Raw genomic sequence first — 23,460 nt, 5'->3', positions numbered from 1 at the left:
TATTGCTCGTTAGCTTCTTTTTTTGGCTTTTTTAAATTCATGATTGATCTGGCGCTGTTTGTTGAACAAAACATAGATCATGCCGATCAAAAAGGGCAATAGATACGTAGCATAACGGTATAAAAGCAATGAGGATACTGCATCCACCTTGCCTACCACATTTCGAAATAATAATACATAAACAAATTCAAACCCGCCGATTCCTCCTGGAGCTGGTAAAACTCCTCCAAGAATTACAGTGAAGCTGATTAGTGCTACCGTTAACCAAATATCAATTGTAGGATGTTCTTGTACTAAAATAAAAAATGGCAAAAAATACCAGACTACTAACTTTGCCATATTTGAGCAAAATACACGGATAACAGCATTTCGATCATGAATAAAGGCTTTGATTGCTGCACGTAACGAATAAACTTGATTGTTTATTCGATCGACTATATCACGTAATTTTTGATGTTTGAACCATCGATTGCAAAAAATGATCAATAAAACTTGCGCATTGATATTCAAACTTAAGATCAATAAAACTGAGACGATCAGTAAGGTCACAAAGATTCCAGCGATGACCAAAAACGTCCCATTGGTGATATATCGTTGGATTGCATCATTTTTTACAACCAAAAAAAATAATGCCCAAATCATCAAGGCAATCTTATAAGTGATCATTCTTAACGCACTCGTACCGGTCCCTTCAGAATACCTCAGCTTTTTTTTATGATAATAAATAACTTCGGATACAATCGATCCCGTCCCAAAGGTTACGACTCGATAAAAGGTTGCATAGGCTGATGCAAAAAAGCCATCACGTATAGAAAATTCGCGATTAAATTCATTTGCGATATTTTTAATGGTATAACCTTCGATCACTTGACTGATTACTCCAAACATTGTGACGCCTAAAAGAACGGGCCAGGAGGTCTTCCCAAGTTCAGTAAAGATTTCACTTAGAGAATCTCGAATAACAAAAATAATCACACCGATCATTACGACAAACAACAAAATATTTAAAATCAATTTCCGATTGATTGCTACATTCATTTTTTATCCCCATTTTTTCTTTATTGCTCTAGCCTACCACATGCTAAAGGGCAAAAAAAGAAAAAGCTTCAAGTTTTGCGGTCCCCTCAAGAGTTGGAGAAAAATCAACTCTCAAGAAGACCGACGTTCCCAAAGCTTTTACTTCATTTTATTTAGCATTGTTTTCAATAATCTTGACGATTACGTCCACTGCTTTTTCCATCGTTTGCAATGAAACAAATTCAAATCGTCCATGCATATTTTCAGCACCAGCAAAAATATTTGGTGTTGGGATTCCCATGAATGAAATCTTCGAGCCGTCAGTTCCACCACGAATCGGTTCAATGATTGGTGTCACACCGACTTCTTCCATAGCACCTTTAGCAAGCTCAATCACACTCATATCTTTTTCAATGATCTCACCCATATTGTAATATTGATCGTGCATCTCGATTTCAACACGTTCTTGATCAAATTGACTATTCATTTTTTCTTGGATATCAGTGATTATTTGTTTCCGAGCTTCAAACTTATCACGATCATGATCCCGAATGATATATGTCATCTTCGCTTCTTCAACATTTCCGTTTAAAGCTAATAAATGATAAAAACCTTGACGTCCATCTGTTTTTTCCGGACGTTCATCTTCAGGTAATTGATCATGGAAATCAATCGCCATTTGCAATGCATTAATCATCGTATTTTTAGCAGTTCCCGGATGAACATTTTTCCCATACATCGTGATCTCAGCTTGTGCGGCACTAAATGTTTCATATTGCAATTCACCGATGGGACCACCATCCATAGTATAAGCAAAATCTGTATTGAATTCCTTAACATCAAATTTGTCCGCGCCAATCCCAATTTCTTCATCTGGACCAAACCCAACCCGTACTTCACCATGTTTGATTTCTGGATGCTTGATCAAATATTCCATCGCCGTCATGATTTCAGCGATTCCAGATTTATCATCAGAACCTAATAAAGTTGAACCATCAGTCGTAATCAACGTTTGACCAGCATAGTTCTTCAAATTAGGAAAATCTTTTACATTCAAAGTATATTTTCCGGCGGCATCCAACTTGATTGTAGATTCACCATCATAATTTTCAACAATCTGTGGATTGACATTTTCTGCATTGAAGTCAGCGGTATCCATGTGAGAGATAAAACCGATTGTTCGTGTTTCTTTGTCCAAATTGCTTGGTAAAGTAGCAATCACATAGCCGTTTCCTTCGTTGTAAGCAATATCTTTCATGCCGATTTTTTCTAGTTCTTTCATCAGGGTATGGGCAAATGCCACCTGTGTTTGCGTTGAAGGGGTTGTGGTGCTTGTCGCATCAGAACGAGTTTCTGTCTTCACATAGTCTAAAAAACGTGGTAATAAATTTTCGTACATCTTACTCTCTCCTTTAATGCTATTTATTTAAATGAAAAAGGATTTGTAGAAACATCCGATGAAATGATCTCAACGTCCCAGCCTTCTTCATTTTTCCATTGGTTAAATAAAGCCACCATTTTTTCTTTACATAGCGACTCAATATAGTGTCCCGGATCAATCACTACCATCCCTGTTTCTTGCATGTCATGAGCAGTATGATAATAAACATCACCAGTGATATATACATCTGCTTGGGCAGCTACAGCATGGGGATAAAACTTTTCACCGCTGCCTCCGCAGATTGCTACTCGTTTAATTGTTTCTTTAGCTGCATGGGGATAAACTACTCGCAGACCTTCTAATGAAAAAACTTTTTTGACTTTCGCAATAAAATCTTCCGTAGACAATCCTTCTTTTAAATTCCCTACTCGACCGATCCCAAATTTTTCTGACAAATTGTCTAGTCGATAAATATCATATGCTGGTTCCTCATATGGATGGGCAGCTAATAATGCAGCGATTACTTCTGATTGTCTTGTTTCCGGGAAGATCACTTCAACTTTACTTTCTTGGACTTGTTCTGGTACATTTGGCGAACCAATCGTCGGCATCGCCTGTTCATTTGGGGTAAAACGCCCGGTCCCGTTAACAGTAAATGACGTTGCCTGATAATTTCCTTGTTCACCAGCTCCAGCTTTCGCTAATGCAAGACGCATTTTTTTTGCATCAGTTTGCGGAACATAAACAGCCAGTTTTTTCATTTGAACTGTATGGGTCTGAATCAGATATTCGGTGTCAAAAACATCCAATGCCTCACAAAACCAGTCATTTAAACCATTAGGGATAATATCCATATTGGTATGAGCCGCATAAACTGCAATATCATGCTTAATGAGTTCTGCATACATTTTAGTTTGGACCTCATCTGTCGTCAAACGTGAAATTGGACGAAAAATCGGTGGATGTTTTACAATCAATAGATCGATTTTTTTAGCAATCGCTTCTTCAACAACTACTGGGCGAACATCTAAACTCATCATGATTCGTTTAACTTCTTTATTCAACGTACCAATATGCAGTCCAACTGGATCGCCTTCTTCTGCTAACCACTCAGGACAATATCGTTTAAAACGTTGGATAAATTCATTCCCCTGCATCGGCAAGTACCTCCTTGATCCATTTGATCTCTTGTGTGACGTTTTCGATTTTTTTTGCGACATCTTGATCACTTTGGCGTAAGCTAGCGAGTATCTTTTCACTTTTTATCAATTTATGGCGCCATTTTTCAAGAAAGATAGAATTTTTTTCCTTCAGTAAAACCGGACCAAAAAAAAGTTCTTTAGCAGAATACTCTGGAGTCGTTTCTACTTTTTCAGCTACGATTATTTCGTAGATTTTTTGATTTTCGGCCACGATTGCTTCATCCGTAAGTTGATAATTTTCATTAACTAACCATGTACGTAATTGGCGTTCACCAACATTCGGCTGTAAAATCAAACGCTCTTTGCCTGACAGACGCTGATTTTCTTTGCCTCGTTGCAAAATGTCCCGAATCAGCACACCGCCCATACCGCAGATTGTAATGGTAGAAACATGATCATTTAACACAACTGCATCTAGTCCATCTGCTAAACGAACATCGATTTTTTCTGTTAGACCATTTTTAGCGACTTGCTTTTTGGCAGATTCATAGGGACCAACGACCACTTCACCAGCGATACCATGAGCTATCTTTCCTTGCAGCATCAAAGCCACTGGCAAATAAGCATGATCGGAGCCGATGTCTGCTAAAATAGCTCCTTGCGGCACAAATTCCGCAGCTTTTTGTAAACGATTCGATAAATCTTTGGCGTTCATTTCTTCACATCCTAAAATAGATTATAACACTCCTTAAAAAAAGCGCCCCTAAAAAAGAGCTAAATGACAGCGCTTTTTAATAGGGCGTTTGCTTTTTTCTAAGAGAATTTTCGCTTTTTAACCGTTTCGACGATTTTCACCGACCATAAAGATTTCTTTACTTAAATAACGTATACGTTCCATGATTCGCTGTGCCTTCAGCGGTTCTTCATCTCCACGTTGAGTAACAGACAGATGTTGTTCCAGTTGTTCCATATTAAAATTGGAAGAAAAGAACGTCGGTAGTTGTTCTTGCATACGATATTGTAAGATTACACCTAAAACTTCATCTCGGATCCACGCACTCATAGAATCCGCCCCGATATCGTCAATCATTAAAATCGGTGCGTGCTTGACTTCGTTCAACTTAGGACCCACTTGATCTTTTGAAATTGCTTGCTTCATTTCACCAGCAAAAGTGGGAAAATGTAACAGGGTCGTCTCAAAGCCTTTAACAGCTAATTCATGGGCCACCGCTCCTAATAAATAGGTTTTCCCCACTCCAAATCCACCGACTAAATACAAAGCTTTATGAAATTGTTTAGGGGCTTCTTCATAGTGATCAATAAAATCCAATGAGGCAGCTAATGCTTCCAGCCGACCAGATGTGTTATCAAATGTCCGAATAGAAGCATTTCGAATATCTTTAGGCATATCTAAAGAATTCACGCGATTACGGATTTCTTCTTCTCGTTTCAAGCGAAGTAATTCATCTGTTGGAACGTACGTGACATCAATGAAATGAAAGTTTAAGCTCAACTGCGGTTCATAACCTGGCGCAATCATAGTAGGATCGGAAGCTAGATATTTCTTCTTTTCTTGCACAAATTCGTACAGTTTTGCAAAAGATTTCTCGATGTCTGCTTGCGTCAATTTTTCTTTATGCTCTTCAATAAATTGGCGCACATCCTCATCTGCTAAGATCTCTTCCATCATTTGTCGGTAGCGGCCATCGATTCCGCGACTTTTTATGATGCGATTCAATTCTTTTCCGACATCTTCCATTAATCGTCACCTTCTTTGCTTAAATATTGTGCTAATTTGCGGTTTAATTCGGCTTCTTTTTCAGGAGCCAACCTCGTTTCTTTTGGCGGCTGTTTGATATGTTCTGGTAACGTCTCTTTACGGACAGTCCCTCGTTTTTGATAAGTTGGCCGATTTGTCTGTGTTTTAACTAGCTGCTGACTATTCTCACGCACATGTGCGATCGCGCCTTCTGGTGTAGTAATTTTTTTCTGTGCCCAATCATTAGCAATTGCATGTAAATAATTGGCATTGATTACAGCCTGATCTTTGATTACTAAAATATAATTAATGATAATATTGATCACACTTTTAGGCAGTAAATTACGACCAATCAAATCTTCCAATAATCGGACTTCTGTATTGGTTTCAAAGCCGCCCTTTTCCCGTTTAATTGCTCGTAAAAAAGTTACCGGTGCGATTTTTTTACTTTGAGTGATGATTTCTAATTCTTGTGCTGAAAATGTTGCGGTACTTTCGGCAGTTTCTTTTGAAGCTGTTTCTTTTTTTACTGAAACATTGGGTCGTTTTTCTTTATTGATCAATTGCCGTAAATACTTAAAGTTCAGACCGTTTTTTTCACCAGCTGCAGCTTTTGCAACATATTCTGCTAAATCTAATTCATTCAATCCGTAGAGTGTTTGGAATGTTTGTAATTTTTCTCGTTCTTCAACGCTTAGTACCAAATTGAAGCGTTTCACTTGTTGAGCAAACAATGACCAATCGAAGTCTGTTTTAGTGGTAAAAGTTTCTTGAGTATCTTCTAACGTCTCACTTTGACTACTAAACGCTTGTTCATCTAAGCGATAAACATCTCGAAAACGTTTGGTGATATTTTTGATAGTGTCTTTAGCAAATGTCTTTGGTTTAAATCGCTCAACCAGTCGTTCATAGCGGCCCTTTCCAATCTTATCTAATAATAGATAGGACATTAAAGGATCTTGGAAAAATTTGCTTGGAACTAATGGTGACCGTAGTTGATAAATCAAACTCAGCCCAATCTCATGATCAGTCTGTTGATAACTTTCTAATAAACCAATACCTTCAAGACGCTCACGTGCTTTAACTAGATTCATCAAACCGATATCAATAGCTGCTAATAAATCTGTATGCATCAGACTAGGACTTTTGCCTTCCAATGTAATATCACTTACTAAAGTTAAATACAAACTTGAAGCAGTACTACCAATGACTGGTTGATATAAATATAGCAATGCATCCTGTTGACTTTGATCAAGTTGCGGCTCACCGTAAACCGTGTAAAAAGTGCTGGGTTTCAGTTCTACTGCCACTAAAAATGCCTCCTACTCTTCATCCGTCGTCTTTGCTTTATCAACGATTTCTTGTAGTTCCTTTAAAAAGACAGACATGTCTTTAAACTGACGATAAACACTCGCAAAGCGAATATAGGCAATCTCATCAACATCCATTAAGTCTTCCATTACAAATTCACCAATTTTGCTTGTTGCGACTTCATTTTCTCCGGTGCTTCGAACACGATTTTCTACATGATCGACAATTTGTTCCATTTGTTCCATCGCTACTGGACGTTTCTCAGCTGAACGGATCAAGCCACGCAAAATCTTATCGCGGCTGAATTCTTCACGATCACCGTTTCGTTTAACCACTAATAATGGTGTCGCTTCGATTCGTTCAAACGTTGTAAAACGAAACCCGCAGCTTTCACATTCTCTACGCCGGCGAATCGCTCGTCCGTCATCTGTCTGGCGACTGTCGATTACCCGAGAATTATTATGATTACATTTTGGACAACGCATAATTTCACCCGCTCTTTCTTAAGCTTGATTCTATTCACGTAATTCGTAAATATCTTTTGTTATATAGAATTATTTTTTAAAAACAAAAATTTTTGAAAGAAAAAACTTCCTTATTTATATAACATGAGTTTACCATAACCAGCTCGCTAAAAAAAGCGTCGTAAGGCTACGACGCTGAATTCATTAAGAAACAAATTTATTTTCTTTCAACCAATCCAAAACTTGCTTATGTGTTGTTTCTATTGAATCACAATTGTCAAAGAGGATATCTGCTCTTTTTTTCTTTTCTTCTAAAGAAAGTTGACTATTTATCCGCATCAACGCCTCTTTTTCCGACAATTCATTTCTTGCCATCAAGCGTTTTAATTGAATTGCTGGGCTCACATAGACCACCGCTACTTTATCCATCAGCATTTCATAGTGCCGCTCGTATAATAATGGGATATCTACGATCACTAGGTCATTACTTTTTTTCGCTTCTTGGATCTGTCTATTTATCTCTCCTCGAATAAATGGATCAAGGGTTTCGTCTACTAATTGGCGCTTCTTTTCATCGAAAAAAATAATCGAGCCTAATTTTTTTCGGTCTAATTTTCCATTGCTTTGTAAGATAGTTGGACCAAAATTTTTTTCTAAAGCTTTCAATCCGTCAGTTTCAGGTTCTACCACTTTACGGGCGATGATATCTCCATCGACTACGGGAAAGCCTTCTTTTTTAAAAAAACGAACGACTGTCGTTTTCCCGCTGGCGATTCCACCAGTTATTCCTAAGACAAAAGTCATCTTTACACCTTCTTTAGTTTTTGACAGTGGGGACAAAGATGGGTTCCCCTTTGTGCGACTTTGATTTTAATGATTGGCGTTTTACAACGAGCACAAGGTTCTCCAGTTTGTCCATAGACATGTAATTCTTGTTGAAAATGCCCCGCTTCACCTAAAGCATTCAAGTACGTTCTGATCGTCGTCCCGCCTGCTTTTTTTGCTTTGGTGATAACTTCAATAATCGCTTCGCGCAACCGAGCAATCGTTTGTGCATCCAACGTATTGGCTGGCTGTTCGGGATGGATCTTAGCTAACCACAATACTTCATCGGCATAAATATTTCCTAATCCCGCGACGACTTTTTGATTCAATAACAACGGCTTAATCATGGTTGAAGATTTTTGAAGCTGTGTTTTAAAATCAGCTAGATCAAAATCAGCAGGCGTTGGTTCTGGACCTAATTGCAACAATCCTTTATACTCTTTAGCCATTCCTTTTTTCAGCAAAGCCATTCGGCCAAATTTTCGCACATCACGATAGATCAATTCTGTCCCATCTGAAAAAATAAATTGGACATGACTATGTTTATCTAACGCTGTCGGTTCAGCAAAATATTCATATTTTCCTTCCATTCGCAAATGTGAAATCATTTCATAATGAGTAAACTGAAATATCAGGTATTTTCCCCGGCGATCAACAGTTTCCAATGTTTCTCCCAACAATTGCTGCTGAAAAATTTCAACTTCTGGAAATTCAATGATCCTAGGCCAATAAACATTTACTTTGGCGATGGTTTTTCCTTTAACTAATGAGACCAATCCCTTTCTGACTGTCTCGACTTCTGGTAATTCCGGCATCTCTATCATCCTAACTTGATCAACATTCTTAACAGTTGCTAACTAATTTATGAAGATTTTTTCTCTATCAAAACTTGCAGAAAAAGCTGGATTTCCTCCAGCTTCAGTTTACTTTGCTTCATACCAAGTATTTCCCCAGCTGCTATCTGTCACTAGCGGTACGTCTAATTGAACAGTATTTTCCATCACTTCTTTGACTAATTTGTCTAGTTGTTCTAATTCACTTTCTGGTACTTCAAAGACCAGTTCATCGTGAACTTGCAGCAACATAGTCGCTTGAAGTTTTTCTTCTTTTAATCGTTTGGCTAATTCGATCATTGCCAATTTCAAAATATCGGCAGCACTTCCTTGGATCGGTGTATTGATCGCAGTACGTTCTGCAAACGAACGAAGATTGTAATTGCGTGCATTGATGTCTGGTAAATAGCGACGGCGATTGTACAATGTTGCAGTGTAGCCTTTATCTTTTGCTTCACGTACGCTTTCTTCCATGTAGCGTTTAACATCTGGATAATTCTCAAAATAAGTATCGATATACTCTTGTGCTGCTTTTCGCGTGATTCCAAGATTTTGTGACAGACCATAATCAGAAATTCCATAAACGATTCCAAAATTTACTGCCTTGGCGTTTCGACGCATATTAGGGGTCACTTCGTCTTGAGAAACATTGAAGACACGCATCGCGGTACTTGTATGGATATCCATTCCGTCATGGAAAGCCTGTTTCAAATGTTCATCGCCAGAAATATGGGCTAGAACCCGTAATTCGATTTGCGAATAATCTGAAGAATAAATCAACCAGTTTTCCGCTCGTGGAATAAAGGCTTGACGGATTTTTCGACCTTCTTCTAAACGAATCGGGATATTTTGTAAATTAGGATCAACTGAACTCAAGCGGCCTGTTTGAGTCAACGTTTGGATGTAGCGTGTATGAATCTTATTATCACCTTGAATTACCTTTAATAAGCCTTCTACATAAGTCGATTGAATCTTAGCAATCTGACGATAGTTCAAAATATATTCAGCAATTGGGGCCTGTTCTCGTAATTGCTCCAACACATCAACAGCAGTCGAGTAGCCTGTTTTTGTCTTTTTGATAACAGGCAGCTGCATTTTTTCAAATAAGATCACGCCAAGTTGTTTAGGCGAATTGATATTAAACTCTTCACCAGCTTCTCGATAAATTTTTTCTTCGATTTCTTGTAATCGTTTTGAAAATTCTCCCCGCATTGCTTGAAGACGTTGAGCATTCACTGTGATTCCAGCAATTTCCATCTCAGCTAAAATACGAGAAAGCGGCAATTCCATTTGATAAAATAGTTTATCTTGTTTTTTTTCTTCTAGCTCATTTTCTAATTTATCATTTAGAAAATGAATGGCTTTGATTTTACGTGCCAAATGGCCAAACAACAACTCATCCTCTTCTGGCAGTCCTTTTTTGGCTCCTTTTCCATAAATCTGTTCATCTGTTTGGATTTCTGTATACCCATAATACTGCGCCACACCTGCGATATCATTGCTGTTATCAGTCGTATCCAACAGATAGGCTGCTAATAATACATCAAAATTGATGCCTTCTGTTTTCGTACTGTATCGATTCAAGGCAACATAAGTACGTTTAGCGTCATATACTTTCTTGCCATTAGCTGTCTCTAGCCATTTTTTGAAAAAATTATTGTCAAATAACGCCACATCGTTTGTTACATAAATCTTCTCTTTTGTTCCCCAAGCTACTCCTACGATATCGGCTAAATGATAATTTTCTTCTAACATTTCAACATATAACGCTGAATCTGCTTCAAACATCGTTTCATCAAATTCTGTGACAACTTCAAATTTGATATCTTCTAACTCGACTTCCTCTTCAACAACATTCAATTTGTTCAGAAAGCCTTTGAAATCCATTTCTTTGAAAAAAGGGATCAATTTATCTAAATCTTTTCCTTGATAAATTAATTCATCGATGGAAATCTCCACCGGTGCATCTAATTTAATCGTTGCCAATTCTTTTGAAAGAAAGGCTTGCTCTTTATCATTGATCAAATTTTCTTTCATCTTACTTTTTTTCAATTCATCGATATTTTCATAGATGCCTTCAACACTGCCGAATTGCTTCAACAATTTGATTGCTGTTTTTTCACCCACTTTAGTCACACCTGGATAATTATCAGAAGTGTCTCCAGCAAGTCCTTTCATATCGATAATCTGCGCTGGTGTCAATCCATCATATTTTTCAGCTACATGTTCAGGGGTATAGGTTTCGATTTCACTAACGCCTTTAACTGTGATATCTACTTTGATCTTATCCGTTGTTAATTGCGTCAAATCACGATCCCCAGATAAAACAACTACTTCAAAACCTTCATTTGCTGCACGATGTGCTAATGTACCAATGATATCGTCTGCTTCATAATTATCTAACTCATAATGTTTGACACCTAGTCCCACCAATAATTCACGCAAATACGGCATCTGTTCGCGAAATTCACCTGGAGTTTTCGAGCGGCCGCCTTTGTATTCTGTATACATCGCTGTTCGAAAAGTGGTATTTCCTGCATCAAAAGCTACCAATACGTGTGTAGGCTTTTCACGTTTCATGACATTTTCAAACATATTATTGAAAGCATAAATTGCATTGGTATGGAGCCCATTTTTATTTTTAAACCGTTCCAAAGAATTATGCAGGGCAAAAAAAGCACGGAAAGCTACACTGTTTCCGTCTACTAATAATAATTTATTTTCACTCATGTCCACGACTCCTAATTCATAATAATTATTTTTGCGTCTACGACTATTCCATAAATCAGATTATTGAATACTGATGCTTGCCTTCGCTGATTGTCGATATTCCTATTTTCAAGACCATTTTTAATTACAGATTGCGGGTTTGTACCGCTGATGCTTCACGCTTCATTTTAACAAAGTATTTAATGAAATGAAAAGAATGACACTGCTTTTTTCAAAATTATTGTACCTGTTGAAAATAAAAAAGAGACGAATCTTCGTCTCTATTTGCTATTTCCAAAAATCCGTAAGAATGAGATAAACAAATTGATGAAATCTAAGTACAATTGCAATGCCATGAAGACTGCGACACCATTTCCTGCTTCACCATTTGTTCCTAGATAAATCTTACGGATCATTTGATTGTCATATGCTGTGATACCTGACATGATCACTACCATCAAGATCGAAATAAAGAAATCTACCGCACTACTGTGCAACAAGAAAACATTCAACAGCATCGCAATAATGATTCCTAACAAACAGCTCAAAGCAGCTCGGCCGATCCCTGAAAGATCACGTTTTGTAAATGATCCGACCAATGACATCACTAGAAATGTTGCTGAAGCTGTAATAAATGCTTGAGTGACGGTTCCTAGATCGTACATCGCTAAAGTAACGGCTAATGTCAAACCATTCAACGCAGAATAAACGATAAAACCGCCAATTGCTAATGTCGGATTTTTCTGAGCTTTGAGTCCGAGAAAAACGACCAGCGCAATCTCAGCAATCCAGATTCCCCAAAAGCCGAGAGGAAAATTATTAATAAAATTTTGGACTTGAACTATCCAAGGTCCTAATGCCATATAAGAAATCACAGCACTGATTCCGATTCCTAGAGCTAGAAACGCATAAATTTTTCCATAGAAACGGTTCAAACCATAAACACGTGTTTCTTGATTATTCATTTAAATCATCTCCTATTTGTCCTTGTGGTGGTTTCACCATGACCACAGCATCCAAGATGCGTTTTTCTTCATTGTCAGTGGCTTCCACTGCTTCAACAGAAATCGTCACAACATCTTTCATTTTATCTACTTTGATTACTTCAAATTCAAACGTTAACGTTTCATAATGAAAAACTGGATCAATAAAATTGATAGAGAAATTCACTACGTGAGAACCCGGTCCTGGTAAATGTTTTGAAATCGCACTTGTAATAATTCCCATCACCATAATAGATGGTACAAGCGGCTGTTCATACTCAGTCTCTTTTGCATAATCATGTTGGATATACAAAGGATTTGCATCATTTGTCAATCCTAGATACAAAAGAATCTGATTATCTTCGATTGATTCCGTTAATGATAACGAGTCGCCTTCCTCAATTTCATCAATCGTCTTGCCTATTTTCCGAGCCTTCATATTATACAAACTCATTCCCTCCGTATTGTGTTCTACTTCATTATTTTATCAGAAAGCAATGAAAACACAAGTTTGTGTGTGATTCAGTTTAAAGATTGTTAACGTAAAAAATAGTGGGTTTTAAAATAGTCTAACTCCAGCAGATTTGTTAAAAGAAGGGCTCTGACAACGATTGCCGGAACCCTTCTTCTAAATTATAATACGCTGCGTGTCGTATTACTTAATAAATTTTCATAAGCACGTTCAAATTTTTGCACATCTCCAGCGCCCATAAAAATGACTACCGCATTTTCATGATCCAATAATGGAGACATATTTTCTTCTTTGATAACTTGTCCGCCTTTTTGAATCTTTGCACCAAGATCTTCAATTTTTACATCACCAGCGATTTCACGGGCAGAAGAGAAAATATCACAAAGATATACTTTATCGGCACGATCCAATGCTTCAGCAAATTCGTCCATCAAAGCGATCGTTCGCGTGAACGTATGCGGTTGGAAAACCGCCACTAATTCTTTTTCTGGATATTTTTGGCGTGCCGCATCGATTGTTGCTTTGATTTCAGCAGGATGATGTGCATAATCATCCACGATGATCATATCCGCAACTTTTTTCTCAGTAAATCGACGTTTTACCCCTGAAAAAGTCAACATTTCTTCTTTGACTTTGGCCATGTCTAACTCTTCAAAGTAGGCAACTGCAATTACCGATAAGGCATTTAAAATATTGTGTTTTCCAAATGACGGAACAGCAAAACGGCCAATAAATTTTTCTTTATGATACACATCAAAGGCAGAACCATTCGTTGTTCGCACAATGTTACGAGCTTGGATGTCGTCATTTTCTGATAAACCATAATAATAAATCGGTACATCAGCTTTTAATTTCCGCAAGTATTCATCATCGCCATACGCAAAGATTCCTTTTTTAACTTGAGAAGCTAACGTTTGGAAAGCATCAAACACGTCATCGATACTCTTGAAATAATCAGGATGATCAAAATCGATATTGGTCATGATTGAATAATCTGGCGCATATGCCAAGAAATGACGTTGATATTCACAAGCTTCAAAAGCAAAAAATGTTGCGTCGGGCACGCCATGACCAGTCCCATCTCCAATTAAATAACTAGTTGGTGCTAGTCCGTTCAACACATGGGCCAATAGACCTGTAGTACTAGTTTTACCATGGGAGCCAGTTACTGCGATACTTGTATATGGTTGGATAAATTGACCGATAAAATCATGATAACGAACAATCTCTAGTCCTAATTCTTTTGCTTGAGCAATTTCTTCATGTGTATCAGGAAAGGCATTTCCTTGAATGATCTTCATGCCCTCTTTGATATTGTCTTTATTAAATGGCAAAATCGTAATGCCGGCTTTTTCTAGATCACGTTGTGTGAAAAAATATTTTTCAACGTCAGAACCTTGTACATCGTAGCCTTTTTCATGTAAGACTAATGCTAATGAGCTCATACCTGAGCCTTTGATTCCAACAAAATGATAAAGTGTATCTTTATTATTCATTTAATCCTCTTCCTTATATGTACAAAATAGTTTGCGGTTCACATTATCATATAAAACCGTAAAAATAGCAATCTTTTCTTCTCCAAATCTAGCTGATCTGTTTCATGTATCAATCGTCTTCAAAAATTTTAGCGTTCCTTGACAACTTCCACATACATAGCGTTTCGTGTCAATTTTGCGCCGGCGCTTGATCTCTTTATGACATTGCTGGCATTGATAGATCTGAAAGACCGCTGGTGTAAGTGTCGGTGCAAAGCGAGAACCGCCTGATTTTTTCAATAATTGTTTAAATTCTAGATCTCTATGCTGGTATCCTCGGCCTGCCAAGTGCAAATGATAGTGGCACAGTTCGTGTTTAATCACTTTGATCAACTCAGTTTCTCCATATTTCTCAAAGAGCAATTGATTAAAATCTAAGTTATGACTTTGTAAATGGTACCGGCCACCAGTTGTTTTCAGCCGACGATTAAAACGAGCTTGGTGACAAAACGGTTGCCGAAAAGATTCTTGTGAAATCTTTTCGACCAGCGTCTGTAATTCTTGATCAGTCATTTTTATCACTTTGGATCATAGTCAAGCTGATACGACCTTTTTTAACATCAATGGCTTCAACCCAAACAGTGACCACATCTCCCACTGATACGATGTCAGTAGGATGTTTGACATAGTTTTTACTTAACTTAGAGATATGGACCAAACCGTCTTGTTTAACACCGATATCAACGAATGCCCCAAAATCAATGACATTGCGCACTGTTCCTTGTAATTCCATACCTGGTTGTAGATCTTCCATCGTCAAGACATCTTGGCGAAGAAGTGGTGCAGGCATTTCATCCCGCATATCTCGTCCAGGTTGGACCAAAGCTTGTAAGATATCTTTGATGGTTTCTTTGCCGATTCCAAGTTCTTGTAACTGTGTTTGCTGCAATGCTTGAATCTTTTCAGTCGTTTCAGAAGAGCCCAATGTATTTAGTTCCACTTCGGCTAGCTTCAAAATCTCTTTTGCACTAGCATAACTTTCCGGATGAATCGCAGTTGTGTCTAAGATATTTTTCGCACCAGGAATCCGTAAAAATCCAATCGCTTGTTCATACGCTTTAGGTCCTAAGCGGGGAACTTTTTTTAATTGCGGACGTGAACTAAATGCGCCGTTTTCTTCCCGATAATTGACGATATTTTGTGCCGTTGTTTTGTTCAGTCCTGATACATATTGCAACAACTGCGGACTAGCCGTATTGACATTGACGCCGACTTGGTTCACCGCGGTTTCCACTACAAAATCCAATCGTTCAGATAAACGTTTTTGAGCGACATCATGTTGATATTGTCCAACACCGACTGCTTTTGGATCAATTTTTACCAGTTCAGATAAAGGATCTTGCAAACGTCGTGCAATGCTGACAGCACTGCGCTCTTCTACTTGCAGATTAGGAAATTCTGTTCGGGCAATATCACTAGCTGAATACACCGAAGCCCCAGCTTCATTGACAATCACATAAAAGACTTCTTGCGGAACTTGTTTCAATTGTTCTGCGACGAATAATTCAGATTCTCGGCTGGCGGTTCCATTTCCGATTGCTACCATCTCAACTCCATATTTTTGAATCAATGTTTGAAAAGCTGATCCAGCTGCTTGACGTTTAGCTTGTGAAGCTGGTTTATGCGGGTAGATTACTTCGATTGCCAAAACTTTCCCTGTTGCATCTACTACAGCCAATTTGCAGCCTGTCCGATAAGCGGGGTCAAATCCTAAAACGACTTTGCCTTTTAGCGGTGGTTGTAATAACAGATTACGTAAATTTTCACCAAAAATATTGATGGCTTGTTCATCGGCTTCTTCTGTTAATTCATTACGGATTTCTCGTTCGATTGCTGGTCCTATAAATCGCTTATAACTGTCCTTATAGGCTTCACGAACAAATTCAACAGTAATCGACCGGTTATTTTCTACTAACTGATTTTCTAAAAAAGCGAAGATTTTTTCTTCTTCCACAACAATCGCAACTTTTAATATCTCTTCTTTCTCACCGCGATTTGACGCCAACACTCGATGGGAGACCATTTTATTGATCGGTTCAGCAAATTCATAGTACATTTCATAAACGCCTTTTTCATCTTTATCAGCGTCTTTGACTTTGCTTTGATAAATCCCATTTTTTTGAGTAAACTTACGAATCCACGTACGAAAATCAGGATTGTCACTGATTTGTTCAGCTACAATCTCATGAGCTCCTTGCAATGCAGCTTCAGCACTTGCTACAGCCTCATTAACAAACTCTCCCGCTTTAGCATACACGTCGCCTGTTTGCGGAAAACTCATGAAATATTTCGCTAATGGTTCTAAACCATTTTCTTTTGCAATAGTAGCTTTTGTTCGACGTTTTTGTTTATAAGGACGATACAAATCTTCAACTTTTTGCATCTTCACAGCTTGTTGGATTTTTTGTGCCAACTCTTCTGTTAATTTTCCTTGTTCATCAATCAGACGCAAGACTTCTTGTTTGCGTTTTTCTAAGTTTTCTAAATAATTGTAGCGTTCTTCAATTTCACGAAGCTGGACTTCATCCAAGCTGCCAGTCATTTCTTTACGATAACGTGCAATAAAAGGGACTGTATTCCCTTCAGCTAATAAATTCAATGCAACTTTGATTTGTTGCCCACGGTAATCCGTCAATTCTTTATTCAGTAGTTGAATGATTTCTTGGTTTAAATTTTCTGCCATTTTACTTCCTCATTTCATTCAAAATCTTATTTATTCTACCATACTTCAAGTAAGATTGCTTCTTCTCTTAAGGAAACACACCTCCGCGTTCTCAGCCGTGAAGGTGTGTTTGTTTTTTGTTTTTTCTTTGCTGTAACAAACTAGGCAGTTCCGATAAAACTAACCCAGTCAACGTTAATAAGATTCCGATAACTGTTCGACTAGTTAAGCTCTCACCTAAAATCAGCACAGAAGCTAGCGTCGTTAACATCGGTATCGTATAAATATACAAGGTTGCACGAACAGCCCCTAGATTTTTTACAGAAAAATTCCACGTAACAAAACAAAGTGCTGATGCACCGACTCCTAAGAAAAGTAAATTGCCCACAGTTTCTATTTGTGTAAAACGAGAAAACGCAAAAGAATCTATTGAGAGAAACAAGACAGGAGTCATAACAATCAATCCATAGAAAAAAATTCGTTGCGTCACAGCAAAAATACTATAACCAAAGTCACTGATTTTATTGACAATCAGTGAATAGGCCGCCCAACAAACAGTCGCAATCAGTGCTAAAATATCTCCCAACGGATGAGTATTGATTGCTCCTGAGAGACTGATTAAGACGATTCCGATCATCGAACAAATAAATCCTAAAACAAAAACCCGGGGAATCTTTCCTTGTTTTAACACAAAACGACTAAGTAATGCAGTCATAAAGGGACTGACTGACCCGATGATTCCAACATTCATCGCCAAAGTAAACGTTAGTGCGACATTTTCCAAATAGTAATACAAGAAAACACCAAATAATCCTGCAAATATATAATATCCTTCTTCACGCCAGCTTTTGAATGGCAAGATTTTTCGTGAAGCAATCGTCAACACAAAAAAACCGATCAAAAAACGAATGAATAAAATCTCGATCGGTAAAAAATCCTTTAGTAAGATTTTAGTGGAGATAAACGTCAATGCCCAAATGATGACGGTTAAACTCGCAGATAAATGACCTTTTATCGTATTTGACATCTCTAACTCCATTCCCAAGATAGAGATATTTCTGATAAAAAATATCTCCATATCTTTATTTATAAAAAATAATTAGCTTCACAATGTCCTTGTTTTTTCTACAAAGCGGGATGAACTTCCCGCTACTTGTTAAAAATCAGGCTGCCACGGTCCTGTTTTATTAGGCAATTCATAGTCACGGACCACTCCCTTTTCATCAAAAACAACACCATGCAGACTGCCGCCAAAGACTGCACCTCCATCAATGCCGATTTTCTCGTCAGATTGCCAAATCGCTGTTGTCTGCATGTCTCCGTAAAGCATTGGCGTAATCGTATGACCAAATACAATCGTTTTCCCAGTATTATTCTTTCCTTTATGAAAGGGTTCACGGATCCATAAAAAATCCTGTGGGGAAGTCTCATGCCAATCTTTCGTTAAATCTACACCCGCATGAACAAAAAGATACTTTCCCCATTCACAATAGAATGGACGATCTGCTAAAAAAGTTACTATTTCTTTATAACGGCTTCTAATCATCATCGCGATTTCAGTCGGTGAATATTCTTCTGTCGCCCCTTTGTGGAGTAAACTTTCAATAGTCTCTTTCCCTCCATTATGTAAATAACTTGGGAACCAGTCTTCCGGATTTTCCATAAATTCTAAAAAATACTGTTCATGATTGCCGCGTAAATAAACTGCTTGATAGGTTTCAACTAGTTCCATTCCAAGTAACCAACACTCTTTACTTTTTGGACCGCGATCATTTAGGTCGCCGATCAAGATCAATTGCTGCTTGTCCGGCTGGAACTTTTTCAACATTTCTTGAAACAACTCATATTCACCATGAATATCCCCAATTGCGAAAATTTGCTCCATTCCTATCCGCTCCTTCTAGTTAGAAAGTTTATTATTTCCCTGAAACTACAAAGTAATTGCCATCTGCATCAACAAAATTAAAGACATATTCTTCACCAATTTGAGTTAAATCCCCTAATTGAACACGAGCTTCTTGCATTTTTTTATACAAAGTAATAGTATCATCACTGCCAAAAATGAGAGCCGGTGCAGGTTCTGTCGCTTCATCATCGTTTTTTTCAATAAATGCTCGATCATAAATAACCAGATGTGTTGTACTATTTTCACTCATCGCTACTTCTGCAACTTGCGAACCATCCAATTCTTCAAAACTAATTTCCACAAATCCTATTTTTTGCCAAAATGAACTGGCTTTTTTCACATCATCTGCATATAAAATCACTTTTACTTGTTCATTGAACAAAGCTCCCACTACCTTTCAATTTACTGTATCTCAAAAAAGTGTATCAAAAAAGGCTTGGTTGCGCTAGCCAAGCCTTTTAATAATTATGAATTTACTTCGATTGAAGCATTCTCATCGCGCAAAATATCACGATCTAATTCATGGATTCGTTCACTAGTTACAACACCGGCAACCATACTGCCGCTGACATTAACCGCTGTACGAGCCATATCAATCATCGGTTCCACTGAAATAACCAAACCGACAATTGCAACTGGCAAGTTCATCGCACCTAATACGATTAATGAAGCAAAAGTCGCCCCGCCACCGACACCGGCAACACCAAATGAACTGATTGTCACAATTGCAATCAACATCACGATGAATTTCAAATCAAAAACATCGATACCAACTGTAGGTGCAACAATTGTCGCAAGCATAGCTGGGTAAACACCTGCACAACCATTTTGACCAATCGAAATTCCAAAACTTCCTGCAAAGTTTGCAGTAGCTTCATCAACACCTAGTGCTTTTGTTTGTGTTTCGATATTCATTGGTAAAGTACCCGCACTTGAACGTGAGGTAAAGGCAAAACTCAATGCCGGAAAAGCTTTTTTAAAGAACGTTACTGGATTGACTTTGACTCCTAAAAGAATCACTGAATGAATCAATAATACAACAATCAACGCACTATATGATGCTAAAATAAATTTCCCTAAGTTTACGATTGCTTCAAAATCACTTGTTGCTAAGACGTTGGTCATCAATGCAAAGACACCATACGGCGTTAGACGCAATACTAATGTCACGATTCGCATCACGATTTTATATAAACTATCAATCAAATTTGCAAAAAATTCTGCTTCTTTTGGTGCTTTACGACGTACTCCTAAAAAGGCGATACCGACAAAAGCCGCAAAGATTACTACGCCAATCGTACTGGTTGGACGTGTTCCAGCAAAATCAGCAAAGACATTGCTTGGAATGAAAGATAGAATTTGTTGCGGAATTGAAAAGTTTTGGACCATTGATTGACGCTCTGCCAATTCTTTGATTCTAGCAGTTTCAGCTGCCCCTTTTGTAAAGGTCGCTCCATCAAGGCCAAAGACCATCACAGCTACAATCCCGATCAACGCAGCAATAGCTGTTGTCGCCAATAAAGTAACTAAAACATTGGCACTGATCTTTCCAAGTTTTTTACTAGATTTCATCTTGGTGAACGCACCGACGATTGAAATAAATACTAAAGGCATAACTAACATTTGTAATAATGAAATATAACCATTACCAACGATCCCGATCCATTCCATCGCTTGAGTAATAATTTTGCTACCATTACCTAAAAGAAGTTGTAAAATACCGCCAAAAATAATTCCGGCACCTAATCCCGCAAAAACACGGTTAGAAAATTTTACATGTCTTTTTTGCATTTGATAGAAAACTACTAATAATGCGACGAATACGAAGATCACTAATACAGTGAACAGAGTTGTCATTGTATTCCTCCTTAAAAACTTTCTATAATGACAAGTCTGTCAAAGGAAGTAAAGGTTCCCGGTATCCGTTCTTCAACGAACTACCCTAAAATATAGTCGCGCAACTGCTATACTTTAGTGACTTGTGTATTATACCCTAGATAAAATAATCTGTCTTATATTTTGCATTATTACATGAAAATTTCAGAGCATTTTTGATAAAAAAATCCACCTTAAAAAGAATCAACAATCTGTGCGTTGGCTTCTTTTTAAAGTGGCTGTGTGTTTACTTAGTATTAGAAGAAAAATTAATTTTTATTCCAGGTTTGTCTAAAGCAATTTCTGTAACTTCATACACCATTCGTTCGATCAGTTTTAGAAGCGGCTGGATCAACTCTTTGGCTTCTGCTTCAGTCAGATCACTTTGATGTTTGACTTGACGACCAATCACATGGACAACTTGAGAGAATACCCCACCGACGATAAATTCTTTAAAAGGAATAACAAAATCGATTCGTACACCCATGATACTATTTTCAGCTGGATATTCTGGATCCACTGCTTCTAAAGGACTAAAATTAATCAATAATTTCTGTTTTACTACTTGATCTTTGGGTGGAAGACCATAATTAAAAGATTCGACAACTTCTTGATCACGCTGTAATTCCATTTTGCATCTCCTTGTTCTTGATGATATAGCATTATTTTGACAAAATATTGGATTGTTTCCCACATTATGATAAGAAATAAAAAAACAGGATCTTGTCTTGCTGAAGTTTTAGTCTATTTTTTATGAAAACTTCAACGATGTGGTACTGTATCTAATTATAGCTTTCTGCTGTAAAAATTTGTACTATTTCTTTTAAATTATTTATATAATATGTTGCCGCTATTTCTTGTTCAAAATAATCTATATCATAAAACACCGTTGATATGCCCGCACGATTGCCAGCTTCAATATCCAATTTACGATCACCAATCATTACAGTCTGTCTAGGATCTAATTGATATTTGTCAATAAAATAATTGATCGCTGCAGGATCAGGTTTGCGTGGAAAATTCGAATCACTGCCAATAATCGCTTCGATCAGTGAATCCAACCCGTCTCGTTTTAATAGTTTCCAAGTCGAATCAACTGTTCGATGTGTCAAAATAAAATGACGTCCTGCATTTTCTTTTAGTTTTTCTAAGGTCTCTTCAGCTTCTGGAAATGGAAACGATGCTTTATTTTTTTACGCTTCATAAGCATGATATTTTTGATCAAAAGCTGGTGTCGGTAATTGCCAATCAAGAATCATTTGTCGAATGGATTCTTCTTTAATTTTTCTATAGACCGTCTTTTCATTCTTTTCTAGTTTAAATTCATTAAATGTTGTCATCAGTGCTTCCAACATGATTGGATACGTATCATAAATCGTACCATCAAAATCCCAAATATAATTCATAACAAGCCTTCCTAAGTTTACATAATAATTTTATAAAATTTCTTTTTGACTAATCTCTAAGTGTGAATCAAACGTGTAGACCATAGGTGTTGCATTTGGAATATCGATTTGATCCACTTGATTTGTAGGAATTTTTTCCAGATATTGAACCAAGACTCGTAAACTATTGCCATGTCCACAAACCAAGACAGTTCTTTCTGCCATAAGATCAGGCACGATTTGATCTTGCCATAACGGAATCACTCGCTGTGAAGTCATTCGTAGACTTTCGCCTTTAGGTATCAGGCGTGGATCTAAATTAGCATACCGCCGATCAAATTGATTATCTTTTACTAATGGCGGTACTTCATCAAATCCTCTCCGCCATTTTTTAACTTGTTCAGCACCAAAGTCTTTTCTAATAAGATCTTTGTTTTTTCCAACCAAAGCACCATAATGACGTTCATTTAGCCGCCACGTTTTGTATTCAGAAACAAAACGTGCATCAGCTTCTTGCAAAATCATTTGTGCTGTTTTGATGGAGCGTTTTAGGACAGACTCATATGCGACATCTATGGATAAGCCCGCTGTTTTTATCTTTTTTCCTGCATTCTTTGCTTGTTCGATTCCCTTAGCTGTTAGATCAACATCTAACCAGCCCGTCCAATAATTTTCAAAATTTGCTTCACTTTCACCGTGACGAACTAAAATTAGTTTCATTTTCTCACCCTCTCTTTTTAAGAATAGCAGAAAAAGCCTAGTTTTAAAAACTAGACCTTTTTTATAAATTGCGCATGACAATTTTTACAAGTTATTTTGATTTTTCCTCGACCTTTTGGCGCACGCATTTTTTGTTTGCATTCGGGACATTTAAAATAGCTATACGTCCCTTTTTTGCCTTTGAAAAAATCTTTTACCCGAGCAATCCATTGAACGAAGGCCTGATTCTCATTGCTTCGCGGATAAATCTTCTTTGAGCAAAAGCGATAAAGAACCAATGCCAAAGCTATAAAAGATAAGATATTCCCGCTGTAAAAAGGAATCCAACGGTCAAAAATCAGCATGACTGCCCAAACGATCAGCAGTGCTTTATTGATCTGATCTAATCTACCATAACGTCCACGCATCAAATATGCATATTTTTGGTAGAATTTCATCAGTCGTTGCATCCAACCATTTCCCAATGAAACTCCCCCTTTTC

Annotated in this window: 22 protein-coding genes and 1 pseudogene; all 23 read right to left on the bottom strand. The window is 37.5% G+C overall.

Going from position 1 to position 23,460, the window contains the following annotated elements; all coding sequences use genetic code 11:
* Positions 1 to 9: 9 nt before the first annotated feature.
* A complete protein-coding gene (locus P7D84_RS06465; protein WP_137603353.1) occupies positions 10 to 1,038 on the bottom strand; it encodes a lysylphosphatidylglycerol synthase transmembrane domain-containing protein in 1,029 nt (342 codons plus the stop codon).
* 148 nt (positions 1,039 to 1,186) lie between these two features.
* Positions 1,187 to 2,416: a peptidase T gene (gene pepT, locus P7D84_RS06460; RefSeq protein WP_311805628.1), complete on the bottom strand. Its 1,230-nt coding sequence runs from the start codon at positions 2,414 to 2,416 to the stop codon at positions 1,187 to 1,189.
* 23 nt (positions 2,417 to 2,439) lie between these two features.
* Positions 2,440 to 3,561, bottom strand: a complete 1,122-nt coding sequence (locus P7D84_RS06455) for a Nif3-like dinuclear metal center hexameric protein (protein ID WP_376715866.1) — start codon at positions 3,559 to 3,561, stop codon at positions 2,440 to 2,442.
* Positions 3,542 to 4,255: a tRNA (adenine(22)-N(1))-methyltransferase gene (locus P7D84_RS06450; RefSeq protein WP_311805626.1), complete on the bottom strand. Its 714-nt coding sequence runs from the start codon at positions 4,253 to 4,255 to the stop codon at positions 3,542 to 3,544. The genes P7D84_RS06455 and P7D84_RS06450 overlap by 20 nt, the downstream gene beginning before the upstream one ends.
* A 117-nt stretch (positions 4,256 to 4,372) precedes the next feature.
* Positions 4,373 to 5,299 (bottom strand): primosomal protein DnaI, encoded by a 927-nt coding sequence (dnaI, locus tag P7D84_RS06445; protein WP_311805624.1) that lies wholly within the window; start codon positions 5,297 to 5,299, stop codon positions 4,373 to 4,375.
* On the bottom strand, positions 5,299 to 6,609 hold the full coding sequence (locus P7D84_RS06440; RefSeq protein WP_311805622.1) for a DnaD domain protein: 1,311 nt from the start codon (positions 6,607 to 6,609) through the stop codon (positions 5,299 to 5,301). The genes dnaI and P7D84_RS06440 overlap by 1 nt, the downstream gene beginning before the upstream one ends.
* Positions 6,610 to 6,621: 12 nt before the next feature.
* Positions 6,622 to 7,095, bottom strand: a complete 474-nt coding sequence (gene nrdR, locus P7D84_RS06435; protein WP_137603359.1) for a transcriptional regulator NrdR — start codon at positions 7,093 to 7,095, stop codon at positions 6,622 to 6,624.
* Between the two features lie 183 nt (positions 7,096 to 7,278).
* A complete protein-coding gene (coaE, locus tag P7D84_RS06430; protein WP_311805620.1) occupies positions 7,279 to 7,878 on the bottom strand; it encodes a dephospho-CoA kinase in 600 nt (199 codons plus the stop codon).
* Between the two features lie 2 nt (positions 7,879 to 7,880).
* Positions 7,881 to 8,714, bottom strand: coding sequence for a DNA-formamidopyrimidine glycosylase (gene mutM / locus P7D84_RS06425; RefSeq protein ID WP_311805618.1), 834 nt, complete (start codon positions 8,712 to 8,714; stop codon positions 7,881 to 7,883).
* A 108-nt stretch (positions 8,715 to 8,822) separates the two neighbouring features.
* Positions 8,823 to 11,462: a DNA polymerase I gene (gene polA, locus P7D84_RS06420; protein WP_311805616.1), complete on the bottom strand. Its 2,640-nt coding sequence runs from the start codon at positions 11,460 to 11,462 to the stop codon at positions 8,823 to 8,825.
* 260 nt (positions 11,463 to 11,722) lie between these two features.
* A complete protein-coding gene (locus tag P7D84_RS06415; protein ID WP_137603363.1) occupies positions 11,723 to 12,406 on the bottom strand; it encodes a Bax inhibitor-1/YccA family protein in 684 nt (227 codons plus the stop codon).
* A complete protein-coding gene (locus P7D84_RS06410; protein ID WP_311805615.1) occupies positions 12,399 to 12,878 on the bottom strand; it encodes a MaoC family dehydratase in 480 nt (159 codons plus the stop codon). Before P7D84_RS06410 ends, P7D84_RS06415 begins: the two co-directional genes overlap by 8 nt.
* Before the next feature lie 179 nt (positions 12,879 to 13,057).
* Positions 13,058 to 14,392, bottom strand: a complete 1,335-nt coding sequence (murC, locus tag P7D84_RS06405) for a UDP-N-acetylmuramate--L-alanine ligase (RefSeq protein WP_311805613.1) — start codon at positions 14,390 to 14,392, stop codon at positions 13,058 to 13,060.
* A 102-nt stretch (positions 14,393 to 14,494) separates the two neighbouring features.
* On the bottom strand, positions 14,495 to 14,944 hold the full coding sequence (locus tag P7D84_RS06400) for a SprT family protein (RefSeq protein ID WP_311805611.1): 450 nt from the start codon (positions 14,942 to 14,944) through the stop codon (positions 14,495 to 14,497).
* Positions 14,937 to 17,114: a Tex family protein gene (locus P7D84_RS06395; protein WP_311805609.1), complete on the bottom strand. Its 2,178-nt coding sequence runs from the start codon at positions 17,112 to 17,114 to the stop codon at positions 14,937 to 14,939. Before P7D84_RS06395 ends, P7D84_RS06400 begins: the two co-directional genes overlap by 8 nt.
* Positions 17,115 to 17,205: 91 nt before the next feature.
* A complete protein-coding gene (locus P7D84_RS06390; protein ID WP_311805608.1) occupies positions 17,206 to 18,120 on the bottom strand; it encodes a DMT family transporter in 915 nt (304 codons plus the stop codon).
* 129 nt (positions 18,121 to 18,249) lie between these two features.
* Positions 18,250 to 18,978, bottom strand: a complete 729-nt coding sequence (locus tag P7D84_RS06385; protein WP_311805606.1) for a metallophosphoesterase family protein — start codon at positions 18,976 to 18,978, stop codon at positions 18,250 to 18,252.
* 31 nt (positions 18,979 to 19,009) lie between these two features.
* Positions 19,010 to 19,381: a VOC family protein gene (locus tag P7D84_RS06380; protein WP_311805604.1), complete on the bottom strand. Its 372-nt coding sequence runs from the start codon at positions 19,379 to 19,381 to the stop codon at positions 19,010 to 19,012.
* An 83-nt stretch (positions 19,382 to 19,464) separates the two neighbouring features.
* The gene (locus P7D84_RS06375; protein WP_311800294.1) at positions 19,465 to 20,856 is read right to left on the bottom strand and encodes an L-cystine transporter; all 1,392 of its coding nucleotides are present in this window, start codon (positions 20,854 to 20,856) and stop codon (positions 19,465 to 19,467) included.
* Between the two features lie 265 nt (positions 20,857 to 21,121).
* Positions 21,122 to 21,505 (bottom strand): DUF1149 family protein, encoded by a 384-nt coding sequence (locus P7D84_RS06370; protein ID WP_137603372.1) that lies wholly within the window; start codon positions 21,503 to 21,505, stop codon positions 21,122 to 21,124.
* A 151-nt stretch (positions 21,506 to 21,656) separates the two neighbouring features.
* Positions 21,657 to 22,280, bottom strand: a pseudogene (locus P7D84_RS06365) (HAD-IA family hydrolase).
* 30 nt (positions 22,281 to 22,310) lie between these two features.
* Positions 22,311 to 22,979 (bottom strand): 2,3-bisphosphoglycerate-dependent phosphoglycerate mutase, encoded by a 669-nt coding sequence (locus P7D84_RS06360; RefSeq protein WP_311805602.1) that lies wholly within the window; start codon positions 22,977 to 22,979, stop codon positions 22,311 to 22,313.
* Positions 22,980 to 23,029: 50 nt separating this feature from the next.
* Positions 23,030 to 23,443 carry a hypothetical protein gene (locus P7D84_RS06355; protein ID WP_311805600.1) on the bottom strand — a complete coding sequence of 138 codons (414 nt, stop codon included), beginning with the start codon at positions 23,441 to 23,443 and terminating at the stop codon, positions 23,030 to 23,032.
* Positions 23,444 to 23,460 lie beyond the last annotated feature (17 nt).

Source organism: Enterococcus dongliensis, from assembly GCF_031927985.1.
GTDB classification, from domain to species: domain Bacteria; phylum Bacillota; class Bacilli; order Lactobacillales; family Enterococcaceae; genus Enterococcus_A; species Enterococcus_A dongliensis.
Note: the sequence above shows the minus strand (reverse complement) of the source record. Positions and strands in the feature narration are given on the sequence as shown.

Excerpts from the sequence above, each read along its gene's own strand:
- P7D84_RS06465 (WP_137603353.1), bottom strand. The coding sequence starts at position 1,038 with ATGAATGTAGCAATCAATCGGAAATTGATTTTAAATATTTTGTTGTTT.
- pepT (WP_311805628.1), bottom strand. The coding sequence starts at position 2,416 with ATGTACGAAAATTTATTACCACGTTTTTTAGACTATGTGAAGACAGAA.
- P7D84_RS06450 (WP_311805626.1), bottom strand. The coding sequence starts at position 4,255 with ATGAACGCCAAAGATTTATCGAATCGTTTACAAAAAGCTGCGGAATTT.
- dnaI (WP_311805624.1), bottom strand. The coding sequence starts at position 5,299 with ATGGAAGATGTCGGAAAAGAATTGAATCGCATCATAAAAAGTCGCGGA.
- nrdR (WP_137603359.1), bottom strand. The coding sequence starts at position 7,095 with ATGCGTTGTCCAAAATGTAATCATAATAATTCTCGGGTAATCGACAGT.
- coaE (WP_311805620.1), bottom strand. The coding sequence starts at position 7,878 with ATGACTTTTGTCTTAGGAATAACTGGTGGAATCGCCAGCGGGAAAACG.
- mutM (WP_311805618.1), bottom strand. The coding sequence starts at position 8,714 with ATGCCGGAATTACCAGAAGTCGAGACAGTCAGAAAGGGATTGGTCTCA.
- polA (WP_311805616.1), bottom strand. The coding sequence starts at position 11,462 with ATGAGTGAAAATAAATTATTATTAGTAGACGGAAACAGTGTAGCTTTC.
- P7D84_RS06415 (WP_137603363.1), bottom strand. The coding sequence starts at position 12,406 with ATGAATAATCAAGAAACACGTGTTTATGGTTTGAACCGTTTCTATGGA.
- P7D84_RS06410 (WP_311805615.1), bottom strand. The coding sequence starts at position 12,878 with ATGAGTTTGTATAATATGAAGGCTCGGAAAATAGGCAAGACGATTGAT.
- murC (WP_311805613.1), bottom strand. The coding sequence starts at position 14,392 with ATGAATAATAAAGATACACTTTATCATTTTGTTGGAATCAAAGGCTCA.
- P7D84_RS06400 (WP_311805611.1), bottom strand. The coding sequence starts at position 14,944 with ATGACTGATCAAGAATTACAGACGCTGGTCGAAAAGATTTCACAAGAA.
- P7D84_RS06395 (WP_311805609.1), bottom strand. The coding sequence starts at position 17,114 with ATGGCAGAAAATTTAAACCAAGAAATCATTCAACTACTGAATAAAGAA.
- P7D84_RS06390 (WP_311805608.1), bottom strand. The coding sequence starts at position 18,120 with ATGTCAAATACGATAAAAGGTCATTTATCTGCGAGTTTAACCGTCATC.
- P7D84_RS06385 (WP_311805606.1), bottom strand. The coding sequence starts at position 18,978 with ATGGAGCAAATTTTCGCAATTGGGGATATTCATGGTGAATATGAGTTG.
- P7D84_RS06375 (WP_311800294.1), bottom strand. The coding sequence starts at position 20,856 with ATGACAACTCTGTTCACTGTATTAGTGATCTTCGTATTCGTCGCATTA.
- P7D84_RS06370 (WP_137603372.1), bottom strand. The coding sequence starts at position 21,505 with ATGGAATTACAGCGTGATCAAGAAGTTGTCGAATCTTTTAATTATGGT.
- P7D84_RS06360 (WP_311805602.1), bottom strand. The coding sequence starts at position 22,979 with ATGAAACTAATTTTAGTTCGTCACGGTGAAAGTGAAGCAAATTTTGAA.